This is a genomic window from Oceanobacillus sp. E9, from assembly GCF_001741975.1.
GTDB classification, from domain to species: Bacteria; Bacillota; Bacilli; order Bacillales; family Amphibacillaceae; genus Oceanobacillus; species Oceanobacillus kimchii.
In genome coordinates, this window is the sequence record NZ_LSNA01000009.1 from 209,335 (window position 1) to 223,857 (window position 14,523).

Here is a 14,523-nt window from a genome sequence, read left to right on the forward strand (position 1 = left end):
TAAAAATAGTAGCATTTTTCATAAGATTGTCGAAAAATGCTACTAATATAGGTTAACTTAATATATATTAAAATAAGGATTCTCATTCACATTAACCCATAAATGAGATTGTTCCAAATAACGAGCGAATCGTAATAATCGGTGTTCTTCTCCTTTATTTGCCATAACCTGAACACCTAAAGGTAGGCCTTGTTTAGTCAAATAGAGCGGTAATGACATAGCAGGCTGCCCCGTTAAATTAGCAAGTTGTGTAAATGGGGTATACGTTAAACTCGGTAAAAACATATCATAAATAATATCTTGCTTTTCTACATTAGATACCTTTTCAATATATTCTTTGTAATATTCCTTTTTCTCCTTCGTCATTGTCAATTCCCCAACTTTAGGTGCTGAATAAGCTGTTGAAGGAGTGATATAAAAATCATATGTCTGATGGAAATAAGCCATCTTCTCTGCTGCTATATCCCATGAAGACAAACTTTGTGAATAAGCTGCCGCACTCACAGATTTTCCAGCTCTATGTAACAACCAAGACTCTACTTCCATGTCATCATCTGTTAATTTTCGGTTAAGCATATTTTCTAAACTTAAGATAGTTGCATTCATCTCTCCGCTGTTCATTATATAATAATCTTTCATCAATTGTTTTCCATCTACAGGATGATTTACTTCTTCAATATCATATCCTTCGTCACGTAATAACTGAATCAAATTATTCACTGCTTTTTTTGCATCTTCAGACACTGGAGTCCCAACCGGGGATTCAGTAGAATACGCTATTTTTAATGATTTTTCTTGTGATTTTTCTATATCATTTAAATAACTACCTTCATATAAAGGGGTCTGAAATGCAGCGTGGGGTTCTATAACCTGCAATTGATCTAACATCGCTGCACTATCACGGACGGACCGACTTAATACAAAATTGATCGATGCTCCCTGCCACTGTCTACCTACACCAGGTCCAACTGGAGTTCGTCCACGAGTTGGTTTCAATCCAAACAGTCCAGTAAATGATGCAGGAATACGTATGGATCCTCCACCATCACTTGCCCCCGCTAATGGCACTACTCCGGAAGCAATCGCTGCGGCTGCTCCCCCACTAGAACCACCTGGTGAGTATAATGTATTCCATGGATTATGCGTCGCTCCGTATAACTCTGGTTCAGTTATATTTTTCAAGCCAAATTCCGGTGTATTCGTATGGCCCATAAATAAAAAACCAGCTTCTCTAAATTTCTTAACAAAATAGTTATCGTGTTTATATGTAGCATCTTTTAATAGTTTTGACCCTGATGACATTGGTTCTCCTTCAATAGTCTGTGAAATATTCTTCATCAGAATCGGAACACCTTGAAACATGCCATTAGGAATCGTTCTCTCATTTAAAGACTCTTTTTTCACTCGTTCCTCACGACTATGAGTAATAATATTTAATTCATCATTTACTTGCTTCAATCTGTGAAATGCTACATTGATTAGCTCTTTTGGATGTATTTCTTTGTTCTTGATTAAGTTGGCTAATCCTATAGCATCGTAGCTAATATACTCTTTAAAATTCATATAGCAATTCATCTCCTATAATCATAACCAAATTCTACCATTATTCAATCTATAAGTCAGCCTCTTCTATTTTAAAAAATATTATAATTTTTACAATACGTATTGAAATTGATAATCATTATCAATTATAATGTAATTAATTAACAGAAAGGGGAATACACAGTGAAAAAGATATATTCGTTATTATTACTAGCTTTGCTAATCGGAGTACTATACGGATGCGGACAAGACGAAGATGCTGATGCAACGGATAATACTTCTGATACAAATGAAGAAGAAACTTCAGAAACACAGTCTATTACATATTTAGATAAAGAGTACGAAATACCTTCGGAAGTAGATTCTATTGTAACCGCTAGCTTAGAATCTATGGAAGATGCAGCAATTCTAGGTGTCCAACCAAATGGTGTATTAGCTATAGCTAATCAAGTACCCAATTATTTAGCTGAAGATTTTGAAGATCCTACTTTAATCGGGGACAAGAGAGAACCGAATCATGAAATAATTGCTACTTTAGAACCTGATGTGATTTTAGGGTCTTCTAAATTCCAAGAGCCAGTAATTGAAAAACTAAGTAAAATTCAAACAACATTCCCTTATTCACATATCTCTTCACATTGGAAAGACAACCTACTATTATTAGGACAATTAACCAATAAAGAAGAAGAAGCACAAACAATTATTGACGATTATCAGCAAGATGCAAAAGATCTTTCTTCTCAAATATCTGGAGAAATGGCAGATCAAGATGTCCTTATTATCCGAGTAAGAAGTGGCTCTATGTTTGTTTACCCGGAAGATGTTTACTTAAATCCAGTACTTTATCAAGACTTAGGAATTGAAGCACCTGAAGTAATTAAAAGTACAGAGGCACAAGCTGAATTGTCCATGGAGACATTAGCAGAAATTAATCCAGACACAGTATTTTTGCAATTCGAAACTTCAGAAAATGCGGAATCACCTGAAGCGTTAGATGAGTTAATGGAGGATCCAATCTTCCAAAGCATTACTGCTGCAAAAAATGATAGCATTCACGTAAATGCAGTTGATCCTCTTGCTCAAGGTGGTACTGCTTGGTCAAAAGTACATTTTCTTGAAGCATTAAAAGAATTATATTCGGAGAAATGAATGATGAAGAATAAAAACACATGGATGCCGGTATTCATACTAGCATCCTCTCCTTTTTTTATCGTAATAGTTATGGTTAGTTCTGTTATCATTGGTACAAAAGATATATCAATAGAGACCATCTATCAAGCTATATTTCATTTCAACGAAAGTAATGTAGACCATCAAATAATTTGGAATTCTCGTATTCCAAGATTCGTCGCAGCATTGCTGGTTGGAGCATTTCTTGCAGTTGCTGGTGCTATTATGCAAGGTATAACTAGAAATTACTTGGCATCTCCGTCTATAATGGGTGTAAATGACGGATCGGCATTTCTAGTTACATTAGCGATTATCTTTCTACCAAATATGTCTAATGCTTCGTTAATAATTATTTCAATGATTGGTTCAGCAATTGGTGCTGGGCTTGTTTTTGGATTTGGATCCATTATCCGTGATGGGTTATCACCTGTAAGACTAGCAATTATCGGAACAATAATCGGAACATTCTTAGGAAGTGTCGCAACTTCTATCGCAATGCATTTTCAAGTATCTCAAACGATAACATTATGGTATAATTCCAAAATTCATTTAGTAGATCCGAAGTTACTTCTATTGTCTGCACCAATGGGAATTATAGGAATTATACTTGCTTATTCACTTGCTAAGGGAATTACGATCAGTTCACTAGGTGAAGAAGTTGCCATTGGTTTAGGACAGAAAACATTATGGGTTAAGATTGCTTCGATGTTTACTGTTGTCATCTTAACTGGTGTTTCTGTCGCTCTCGTAGGTAGAATTGGTTTTGTAGGATTAATTATTCCTCACATTACTCGATTTTTAGTTGGTGTTGATTATCGCTACATCATTCCGTGTGCAGCGGTTATTGGCGGATGCTTTTTAGCTTTATGCGATGTTATTAGTAGATTAATTAACTTCCCTTATGAAACTCCAATTGGGGTAGTTACAGCAATTATTGGAGTACCATTTTTCCTCTACTTAATCTGGAGTAAGGGAAGTGTCAAAAGTGCTTAAACAAACAACTAGATTTCTGATAATTCAAAGCGTATTATTACTATTAATTTTAATATCTTCTTATCTCCATTTAACAAATGGAGAATTCGACATGAAGATTATGGAAATAATCCAAGTACTCCTTGGAATAGGTAATGATGAAATGCAAGAATTAGTCATTTTTGATTTCAGAATGCCTCGTATTATACTAGCAATTATTACTGGGGCTGGCCTTGGAATTGCGGGGGTTGTTTTACAAGGAATTACCAAAAATGAATTAGCCGATCCTGGGATTCTTGGTATAAATGCAGGTGCTGGTGTAGGGATTATTTCATTTATGTATTTTTTCCAAGTCATGTTTTCCTCCTTCTCTTTAAATGGCTGGGTATCTATCATGTTGCTACCGATATTTGGATTTGTAGGAGGAATTATAACCGCAATATTTATCTTGTTCTTTGCTACTAAAAACCAGCAGATGGATATGCAACGATTAATTTTAACTGGTATTGCTTTAAATAGTGGTTTAGGAGCTCTATCGATGTATATCTCTTTAAAGCTCTCACCAGAAGACTATGAAATGGCAGCAATATGGACAACAGGTAGTATTTACAATGCAAATTGGATTTACATTTGGTCTTCCCTACCTTGGTTAATAATATTAGGCTTTTTTATTTATCGAAAAGCTCCTATTCTCGATTATTTCCAATTACAAGAAGATCAAATGATTAGTATTGGTATTCAAACGGAAAAAGAAAAAAGGCTTCTCCTGTATTCAAGTGTGGGATTAATTAGCGCTTGTGTGTCAGTATCAGGTAGTATTGGTTTCATTGGTTTGATGGCTCCACACATTGCAAGACAGCTTATTGGAATTAAACATCGCTATGTCATACCAGTGAGTGCCTTTATTGGAGCTACTTTGGTAGTGCTTTCTGATTTTATCGCGAAGACTATTTTTTCTCCATCTGAACTACCAGTTGGAATTGTTATTTCGATTATTGGGATACCTTATTTCCTTTATCTTCTCATTCGAAATAAGGAAGGATGATATGTTATGTCAAAAAACACAATTCAAATTGATCAAGTAACTACTGGGTATAGTAAGAAAACGATTATTTCTGACCTTTCACTTGAAATTGAAGAAGGCAAAATAACAACGATAATTGGTCCCAATGGTTGTGGAAAATCCACACTTTTAAAAACCGTTGGCAGAGTTTTAAAACATAAATTTGGTGACATCCTTTTATATGACCAAAATATGAAGAACCTTTCTACTAAAGAGATAGCTAAAAAGTTAGCAATACTATCTCAGTCACCTTCAGCTCCAGGAGCAATAAAAGTAGAAGAATTAATTTCATATGGTCGTTACCCGCACCGTAAAAACAAAAACACATTAACAAAACAGGATCAATTAATGATTGAATGGGCAATGGAAGTTACTAAAACAACCGAATACCGTAATGAAGAAATAGCACAATTATCCGGGGGACAGCGCCAAAGAGTATGGTTAGCAATGACCTTAGCACAGGAAACAAATATACTATTACTTGATGAACCTACTACTTATTTAGATATGGCTCACCAATTAGAAGTGCTACAAATTGTAAAACAATTAAATCAAGAAAAACAGTGCACTGTAGTTATGGTATTGCACGATATCAATCATGCAGCTAGGTTTTCTGACAACATTATTGCTATGAAGGATGGAGAAATCATTCAAATTGGTAGTCCAGATGAGATCATACATCCTTCCGTATTACAAAAAGTTTTCCAAATAGAAGCTAGAATTTTTAAAGATCCTCAAACAAATAGTCCTGTTTGCTTTGGCTATGAATGTCAGATTAAAAAGGAGATTTATAATGAGTGAAATTAACATCATTGAAAATAAAATCTCTCTTTACTCTTCATTTGCTAATGATACTTACAATTTAGAAATATATACACCAGACTGTCCTGTTCCTGAGAATGGGTTTCCAGCAATTTTCGTTTTGGATGGAAGTTCTCATTTTCAACTAGCAGCTGACGTTGTTCGATTACAACATATCCGCCATACAAAAACAGGGGTGCATCCAAGTATTGTTATTGGAATCGCTCATCAGGATGAAGATAGAAGGAATAAGCGTTTTCGAGATTTTACCGCATTATCAGATCAAGTTGTTTTTCCGGATAGAATGAAAGGAAAGATACCAGACATCTATGGAGGTGCTGAGCAATTTTTGAAATTTATCGATCACGAATTATTTCCGGAAATGAATAAACATTTCTTTATAAACCAAGAAAAACGAACACTGTTTGGCCACTCACTCGGTGGATACTTTACGCTGTATGCGAGTGTGCATTCCCCAAGCTTATTTGATACGTATTTAGCTTGTAGTCCCTCTATTTGGTGGAATGACTATGAACTGATAAGTTATATAGAAAAAACATTAGATGTACAAAATAATCGTGCGCAACGAAGACAACTATTTGTCGGCGAAAAAGAAGGATTTATGGTAGAGGATGCAAAACATCTTCAACAACTCTTTCAGCAATATAACTATGACTGTAAACTATATATCGCTCCAGATGAAAATCATGCTTCTGTTGTACCTACTATTATGAGTAGGGCAATTCGATTTGCTAGTATATAACACTCGTTAAATTCATATAGTAAAACTTTGTTCAAAGGGGATTTTCGTTTTCTCCCTCTGAATGTTAGTTGCACAGATAATTATATCCGAACTTTAGTCTCTCATTTTTCAGATTAAAGTTCGGATTTTATTTTATTCAGTGAATCTCTTGAGTGCCAGGTTTTATCTGGTAAACGAATAGTTAGTGAAATTAAATTTTTTATGTTTGAATTACAGGAAAACTTGATTTTAATTGTAATGGAAGAACGGTGCCAGCCTGATTAGAACACCAGTACTTAAAATATCATAAATACTAAAGAAATCGAAGAATTATTAGTGCGTAGTGCATTTATAAACCAGAGCACATGCAAAAAACACGAATTTTAGTGAATAGAGTGCGTCTATATACCAAACATTCCGATTATGAAAGTAGTTTTAAAATAGGCTTGATTTCATCTTTAATACCTACAAGGCCAAGAATAAGTAAGAAATTTTTTTGTACTGCTAGATAGCCATCTTTCGGATCATACCATTCTTGTAATGTATGTGCTCCTCCAGCCTGTCCGCCAGTACCAGAAGTAATTGAAGGAATCCCTATACTCATTGGATAATTAGCATCTGTACTACTTGGTCCAGATAATACAGGTGTTTTCCCGACAGCTATGATTGCTTCTTGTAATGCACAAACAATCGGAAGATCCTCACTTTGTTGAGCAGGTGGTCTATTGCCAAATCGATGTATATCTACCGTTAATGTATTGCTTTCCCAACGACGATTTTCAGCTTCACATGCTTCTTTTACAATTTCCTGGAACTTTTCGTCTAATCGATCGAGTTCTGATTTCGAATTAGATCGTAAATCAACTTGCATAGATGCGGTTTCAGATATTGCATTGACTGAAGAACCACCAGTTATCGGGCCAACAGAGAATGTTGTTTTCGGGTCGGAAGTAGTTACAATATTGGATATTTCAGCAATCGCTCTCCCTAGCGCATGCGTGGCACTTGGGGTTCCAAAATCTGCAAAACTATGGCCTCCTGAACCTGAATAGGTAATTTCATAGCGATAACTTCCTGTCCCAAGATACGTAATCGCCTCTAAGTTTGGTCCGTCGATTGAAATATATCCATCCGCTTTATTTTTATTAAAATAGGCTTTTACCCCTCTTAAATCTCCTGCCCCTTCTTCACCAACTGTGCCTCCAATGATAATATCCCCAATTGTATTTATATTACTTTGGGTTAATGCTCTAACAATTGAAAGTACTTCAGCCAATCCTCTCGTATCATCACCGATTCCCGGAGCAAAGAATTTACCCTCTTTTTCACTTACTCTCGTATCCGTGCCTTCTGGAAATACCGTATCTAGATGTGCAGAAATTACTAATCTCGGACCATTACCTGTTCCTTTTCTTATTCCAAAAACATTTCCTTCTTCATCGATATGTACATGTTCAAGCCCATGTTGAATTAGCATTTCTTGAAATTTTATAGCCCTCTTTTGTTCTTTAAAAGGCGGCGCTGGTATTTCCGTTAATTGAATTTGCTCCTTTAATGTTAGTTTTTCATCTTGATGAATGAACTCTAATGTGCGTTTTATTTCTTGCTTTTCCAGCAAACGCTCAAACACTTCTTCCATCCTGCAAGCCTCCTATTATATTTAGCATTTATTATGATATTAGCTTCTATAACTAGCATAACGGAAATTTATAGTTTATGGAACGTTTTAACATATGATAATTTTCTAATTTATCGCACGGAGTTAATTCACTGCTCATATTTTTGAAACAAAATACTACTCTGACTCATAAAAATCACAAGTTTAATCAAAACTAATCCTAACAAAACAGGATTGTCCTTAAATCATCTCATTGTTAATCTCGAAGGAATATCCAAACAATCTTTTTTTGTAAAGATTAGCAAATAAAAGCTTTTAAAAGAAATAATATGGAATAATAATATATTGTTCGTCAAATAAAGACATTTTTCTACTGAGATGTAATTATCCTTATTTTTGCTATTTGTTAAAAAATTAGCGTTTTGGTATCGTAAATAATGTTTTTTAATTAGTGAAGGACACAAGTTAGTTGCCAGTAAAAAAATAATGAAGCCATAGAAATGAGGTAAATAATGAACAAACGTTTAATAGATTGGCCAACATTTATTGGAGCATTACTTATATTACTCACCGTTGTCATTCCATTAATTCTATTTCCAGAAGCTGGATCAGAAGTAATTAATTCTGCAAATACTTTTGTAACAGGAAACTTCGGTATATTGTATCTGATTTTAGGAATGGGAGCTCTGATATTTATCTTATACGTTGCATTCAGTAAAAACGGAAGAATTAAACTGGGTGGAAGAGATGTAAAGAAAGAATTTGGTACCTTTTCTTGGGCTGCGATGCTTTTCTCTGCAGGTATAGGCTCTAGTATTTTGTACTGGGCAATGATTGAGTGGGCATTTTACTATCAAGGTCCGCCATTTAGAATTACTCCCGAATCAGAAGAAGCGATTAATTGGGCTGCATCCTATGGTATATTCCACTGGGGGCCAATAGCTTGGGCATTGTACACACTACCAGCTTTACCTATCGCATATTTCTATTATGTTCGAAAAAAACCTGTATTGAAAATCAGTGAGGCTTCAAGACCTGTAATTGGTAAATATGCGGACGGTCCCCTTGGAGTAATCATTGATATACTATTTATCTTCGGTCTTTTAGGTGGTGCAGGAACGACATTAGCCTTAGGGACACCGATGATTGCTGAAGGAATTAATCATTTAACAGGAATTCCTGTTACTTTATTTTTACAAGCAATTATCATGATTATATGTACAGCTATTTTTGCAATTAGTTCTTTCTCAGGGATTAATAAAGGGATTAAAAGGCTAAGTGATTTAAATCTTTGGCTGACCATTTTCATTCTAGCTTTTGTCTTTATATTTGGCCCAACTCTTTTTATTAGTGAAATGACATTTACAAGCCTTGGTGTAATTGTTAATAACTTCTTCTCTATGGCAACATGGCTAGAACCACAAGCTAACATTCCCGGAATTGAAGGAACAAATTTCCCTGAAAGCTGGACCGTCTTTTACTGGGCATGGTGGCTAGTTTATGCACCATTTGTCGGTTTGTTTGTAGCAAGAATATCTCGAGGTCGAACCATTAAAGAAATGATTTTAGGGACATTAATCTATGGAACGTTAGGTTGTGTACTGTTCTTTGGTGTTCTAGGTAACTATGGCTTATACCTTCAGCTTTCCGGCTCATTTGATGTTATTAGTTACATTAATGAATATAGTGCACCGGCAGCCATTATTGCTATTCTTGATCAATTACCATTAGCTTGGTTAGTGATACCAGTATTTACGGTTCTAGCCATTGTCTTCTTAGCTACGACATTTGACTCTGCATCCTACATTCTAGCTGCAGTAGCACAAAAACAAGTAACGAAAGGTGAACCTCTAAGATGGCATCGTTTATTCTGGGCATTTACATTAATGATATTACCGATGACACTTATGTTTATAGGCGGACTTGAGACACTACAAACTGCTAGTATTGTCGCTGGTTTTCCCGTCATGTTTATTATGATACTGTTAGCTTGGTCATTTATAAAAGCTTCAACATACGATTTAAATCAAACAAAACATTCAAAATCAACCTCTGCCATCATTGTTGATGTTGAAAGAAATCAAAATCGAAAAGAAAAAAATAAAGAACCCGGAGAATAGCAGCTTACTCCGGGTTCTTTATTTTTTTCAACTTCCTATATCCCTTACCATCTAGGTAAAGTATAATCGGCATTGTCATGGTTCTCTATAATTTTTATGATGAAAATTCACACTAAATTGTGCTTGATTCGATGCATTCACTCCTTATTCTTTCATACCTCCAGCATCATACCCTTCAATAATATTTCGTTTCCGGACCTTCCGAATAGCCTATCTAACATAACTGTTTGGTAAGTAGTGTCTATCCCTATATAAAACACTCTTTCTTTATTTCATATTACTCACACATCTAAATCCCATATTTCCAGTGGAACTATCTGGCGTGTTTGCTGAGCGAGCAGCAACACGATAGCGATTACAATAACCTTTATGACAGAGATATGATCCTCCACGTATGACCTTACTTGTCCCTGTATTCGGACCTACCGGATTATCTTCTCCACCGCGGTTGGAAGGAACATTGGTAAACCAATCAGAACACCACTCCCAAACATTACCCGCCATATTAAATAGTCCATATAAATTAGCTGGGAATGATTTTGCAGGTGCAGTGCCTAAATATCCATCATCCAATGTATTATGCGTTGGAAAGGTACCTTGCCAAATATTGCACATATGAACCCCATCTGGAACAAGTTCATTTCCCCATGGATATAGCTTTTGTTCTAATCCACCCCTAGCTGCCATTTCCCATTCAGCTTCTGTTGGTAATCTTTTTCCAGCCCACTTACAATACGCATTTGCATCATTCCATGACACATGGACTACTGGATGGGACATGCGATTGTCAATAGATGAATCCGGACCTTCTGGATGCGCCCAATCTGCACCTTTTACGACTATCCACCAAGGAGTTTGGGCTACTCTCTCTGTCGCAGACTCCAACACATCCTGACTTAAAAATTGAAAAAATACAAAAGACCAACCATAACGTTCTGCATCCGTAAGATATCCGGTAGCCTCAATGAAATCTTGAAATTGTCTATTCGTTACAGTGATGGAATCCATTAAAAATGAACCTATGGATACAGGTCTGACAGGGCCTTCTCCATCTTCAGGAAAACCATCACTTTCTTGAGTTCCCATCAAAAATTCCCCACCTTTAATCTCTACCATATTTTCAAGGAAAGAATGATTATCCGTTGGTTTAATCCCACTAATTTCAGTTGTTTTTTTTGGTTGCTGTGATCTATTTGGTACACAACAGCTTTTCTTTTTCATGAATATACCTCCATTATGAAAACTAGTTATGATCGTTATAATAACCTTTCAAATTCTGTAACTTATTCTTTAACTCAATTATAACGTTTTCATAATTGGGATTGTTGTATTCATTTGTTAATTCATATGAATTTCAATACATCTAACCGATACAGAAACTCAAGGACAAAATTACAAGTATTAATTGAGTCGGAGCTGGACCTGGACTTTGTCGATTCTGTCTACAAAAAATATGAAGTCCAAATTCTATACTTTCTTATCTCTCAAAATAAAAGAGGCTAGTTATATCCAGCCCCTTTCCTAATTATTATTATTATTTTTCAAGCAATTTTAGTGATTCGCGGTTGAATGCTGGTAAGTCATCCGGTGTTCTGCTTGTTACAAGATTACCATCAACGACTACTTCTTCATCTTTAACTGTCGCACCAGCGTTTTCAAGGTCTTTTCTCACGGAAACAAAGCTAGTTAATGTTTTACCTTTCAGTAAGTCCGTTTCCACTAAGAATTGAGGTCCATGACAAATCGCGAATACTGGTTTATTGTCTTTCATAAATGCTTTTGCAAATTCTCCATTTTTAGGATCAATACGAAGTAAGTCCGGAGAGAATCCACCTGGTACTAATAATGCATCATAAGAAGATGGATCTACATCGTTAATACCTTTGTCCGCTTCGATTTTATCTCCATTTTTACCATTAATCGTTTTATTTCCTTCATTACTAATAATATCTACCGTATGACCCGCTTCTTTATAAGCTTTAACTGGATCAGTTAATTCGATTTCTTCTACCATATCTGTGACTAATACTGCAATGTGTTTACTCATGTTTAACTCATCCTTTCATTATTAAGCATCTATGAGTAGTGTACCCGAATTTTTACTGTTGAAACATCTGCATCCAACCTCGCACACTATTTATAAACCAAATTTCGTCAACACTTTCTAATTCCGACTTAGATATGATTCTTTCCTTGATTTTCTTCTCATCAATTAGCTGTTGACGAAAAGTACCAGCAAGTAAACCAGACTTTATAGGAGGTGTCCAATATTCTCCTTCCACTTTTACAACGAGATTTCCCATTGTAAATTCCGTTAGCTCTTCTTTATCATTCCAAAGTAAGATATCAAACGCATTTCCTAATTCTTCTCGAAATTTTTCATACATCTTACGAAATGTTGTCTTATGGTAGTAATATGGGTTCTTCTTATTTATTGGACTTGCGGCAAGTTGAAATGAGTAATTTGTTTTTTCATTTATCACTGGAATAATTGTGGAATTAATTTTAATTTCACCGCGTTTATTGGCTAATAATCGAACTCTATACGCTTGTTTTTGATTTAAATTTTCTTCTGCATACTCATATAATTTTTGTTCAATTTCTTTTATAGAAATTGAGAAATTAAAATATTCAGCTGATTTATTTAATCGATTCAAGTGATTATTTATTAAAAAAAAGTGGCCATTTTCATATTTCATTGTCTCTAACAATTCAATATTAGTCTCGTTAAGAGATTTGAGTATTTCCGCCTTTGCCCAAGCCTCTAGATATTCAGCTTCTGGATCAGAATCCCAAGTAATTCCACCACCAACACCATAAGACATTGTGTTTTGTTCTGTATCAATTAACGCAGTACGTATAGCTACATTAAAGAGCGCCTCTTGATTCGGTGTAATATATCCAATACTTCCGCAATAAACTTCTCTCGGACTGTTTTCGAGTTCTTGAATAATCTGCATCGTACTTTGCTTCGGTGCACCTGTTATCGATCCACATGGAAATAATGCTTTAAATATATCTATAATCCCGACATTTTCTTCAATTTCTGCAGAAACCGTAGATGTCATTTGAAATACAGTAGGATAACTCTCGATATTAAATAGCTTTGGTACATTTACAGTACCTTTTTTTGCAATTTTAGAGATATCATTTCTTAATAGATCTACAATCATTAAATTTTCAGCTTGATCTTTTATCGACTCCGATAGCAATTGCTTATTCCGAATGTCCTCTTCAATGGATTTTCCACGCTTTATCGTACCTTTCATCGGTTTCGTGAGTATCTTGTCATTCTTTAATTGAAAAAATAACTCAGGAGATGCTGATACAATGTTATATCTACCCAGCTGTAAGTGGGCGCAGTAATTTGCTTTTTGAGCTTTACTTAATTTTTCATATAAATTATGATCACAAACTACATCGTTGGAATGTAAACGCACTGTATAGTTAACTTGGTATGTATCACCTTGGGCTATAGAATTTTTGATGGTTGATACATGTTTTAGATAATTTTTTTTAGAAGTAGACATCTCCCAATCAAATAGCTCGGATGTTTGTGGACACTCCTGTTCATCTATTGATTTTTCTAAAGGTTGTTTATAGATCCCCATCATAATTAAAGGAAGTTCAAAGTCGTCCGAAGTTTTTAAATTATTATCAAATCCTTCTCCTGCTTCATAAGATATATACCCACCTGCATAATAGCCTTGATTTGTATAGGTTTCAATTTTTTCCATAGCAGAAATAACTTCAGATTTCGCATTCGCGACAATCATATCAACTGGATCTAGAAAAACTAATCTTTTCTTTTTTTGTTCATCAAATGCAAAATCAAATATCAATTTTCCTGTCTGTTGCATCGTTTCTACGCTCCTTATAATTAGCATAATGAGTAATGAAATTAAGGAGTAATTTTTCACCATATTCTGTCCAAATAGACTCTGGATGGAATTGAACACCTTCTATTGGGAAAGTGGTGTGTCGAACTCCCATTATCTCCCCATCTTCTGATTCAGATGTGATTACTAATTCTTCAGGTAATGAAGCACGTTCAATTACTAATGAGTGGTACCGTGTTACTAAATAAGGATAGGGTATATCCATAAATATCGTTTTAGCATCATGAAATATAATTGAGCGTTTTCCATGCATCGGTTTAGTTTTTATAATATTCGCACCAAATGCTTGTCCAATTGCCTGATGTCCAAGACAAACTCCTAATATTGGTACTTTATCATGAAAAAACTTAATCACATCTAAGGTAATCCCTGCCTGATCTGGATTATGAGGACCCGGTGATAGCAAGATATATTCAGGATCTAATTCAATAATTTCTTTTATTGTTGTTTGGTCATTTTTTATTACCATTAACTCAATTGAAAATTTCTCCAAATAATGTACAAGATTATATGTAAAAGAATCGTAGTTATCTATAATTAATAGCATTTTTTTCTCCTATAGCTTCAATCTCAAATTTCCTCTTAACTATAGCATA

Annotated in this window: 12 protein-coding genes; 6 read left to right on the forward strand and 6 right to left on the reverse strand. The window is 35.0% G+C overall.

The features are described 5' to 3' along the window. Positions 1-57: 57 nt before the first annotated feature. The gene (locus AQ616_RS17205) at positions 58-1,563 is read right to left on the reverse strand and encodes an amidase family protein (protein WP_069686392.1); all 1,506 of its coding nucleotides are present in this window, start codon (positions 1,561-1,563) and stop codon (positions 58-60) included. Between the two features lie 162 nt (positions 1,564-1,725). Between AQ616_RS17205 and AQ616_RS17210 the strand changes: the two genes are divergently transcribed. The 5 genes from AQ616_RS17210 to AQ616_RS17230 are packed head-to-tail and all read left to right on the forward strand — an operon-like array spanning position 1,726 to position 6,311. Beyond that, positions 1,726-2,691 (forward strand): iron-hydroxamate ABC transporter substrate-binding protein, encoded by a 966-nt coding sequence (locus tag AQ616_RS17210; RefSeq protein ID WP_069686393.1) that lies wholly within the window; start codon positions 1,726-1,728, stop codon positions 2,689-2,691. 3 nt (positions 2,692-2,694) lie between these two features. After that, positions 2,695-3,705 carry a FecCD family ABC transporter permease gene (locus tag AQ616_RS17215; RefSeq protein ID WP_069686457.1) on the forward strand — a complete coding sequence of 337 codons (1,011 nt, stop codon included), beginning with the start codon at positions 2,695-2,697 and terminating at the stop codon, positions 3,703-3,705. Then, positions 3,698-4,729: a FecCD family ABC transporter permease gene (locus tag AQ616_RS17220; protein WP_039819746.1), complete on the forward strand. Its 1,032-nt coding sequence runs from the start codon at positions 3,698-3,700 to the stop codon at positions 4,727-4,729. The genes AQ616_RS17215 and AQ616_RS17220 overlap by 8 nt, the downstream gene beginning before the upstream one ends. A gap of 6 nt (positions 4,730-4,735) precedes the next feature. Then, positions 4,736-5,548 (forward strand): ABC transporter ATP-binding protein, encoded by an 813-nt coding sequence (locus AQ616_RS17225; protein WP_069686394.1) that lies wholly within the window; start codon positions 4,736-4,738, stop codon positions 5,546-5,548. Beyond that, positions 5,541-6,311 (forward strand): alpha/beta hydrolase, encoded by a 771-nt coding sequence (locus AQ616_RS17230; protein ID WP_017795830.1) that lies wholly within the window; start codon positions 5,541-5,543, stop codon positions 6,309-6,311. Before AQ616_RS17225 ends, AQ616_RS17230 begins: the two co-directional genes overlap by 8 nt. Positions 6,312-6,711: 400 nt before the next feature. Here the strand turns inward: AQ616_RS17230 and AQ616_RS17235 are convergent, their stop codons facing one another. Continuing rightward, positions 6,712-7,929, reverse strand: a complete 1,218-nt coding sequence (locus AQ616_RS17235; protein WP_069686395.1) for a M20/M25/M40 family metallo-hydrolase — start codon at positions 7,927-7,929, stop codon at positions 6,712-6,714. A 491-nt stretch (positions 7,930-8,420) separates the two neighbouring features. Here AQ616_RS17235 and AQ616_RS17240 point away from each other — a divergent pair, with 491 nt between their 5' ends. Beyond that, positions 8,421-10,028 (forward strand): BCCT family transporter, encoded by a 1,608-nt coding sequence (locus tag AQ616_RS17240; protein WP_069686396.1) that lies wholly within the window; start codon positions 8,421-8,423, stop codon positions 10,026-10,028. Between the two features lie 267 nt (positions 10,029-10,295). Here AQ616_RS17240 and AQ616_RS17245 read toward each other — a convergent pair whose 3' ends face one another. The 4 genes from AQ616_RS17245 to AQ616_RS17260 all read right to left on the reverse strand — a co-directional run bounded on the left by AQ616_RS17245 (position 10,296) and on the right by AQ616_RS17260 (position 14,474). Beyond that, a complete protein-coding gene (locus AQ616_RS17245) occupies positions 10,296-11,249 on the reverse strand; it encodes a formylglycine-generating enzyme family protein (RefSeq protein WP_069686397.1) in 954 nt (317 codons plus the stop codon). 313 nt (positions 11,250-11,562) lie between these two features. Then, positions 11,563-12,075 carry a type 1 glutamine amidotransferase domain-containing protein gene (locus AQ616_RS17250; RefSeq protein ID WP_017795826.1) on the reverse strand — a complete coding sequence of 171 codons (513 nt, stop codon included), beginning with the start codon at positions 12,073-12,075 and terminating at the stop codon, positions 11,563-11,565. 52 nt (positions 12,076-12,127) lie between these two features. Beyond that, entirely contained in the window at positions 12,128-13,888 is a 1,761-nt protein-coding gene (gene pabB, locus AQ616_RS17255; protein ID WP_069686398.1) for an aminodeoxychorismate synthase component I, read from the reverse strand. Continuing rightward, positions 13,860-14,474, reverse strand: a complete 615-nt coding sequence (locus AQ616_RS17260) for an anthranilate synthase component II (RefSeq protein ID WP_069686399.1) — start codon at positions 14,472-14,474, stop codon at positions 13,860-13,862. Before AQ616_RS17260 ends, pabB begins: the two co-directional genes overlap by 29 nt. Between the last annotated feature and the right edge of the window lie 49 nt (positions 14,475-14,523).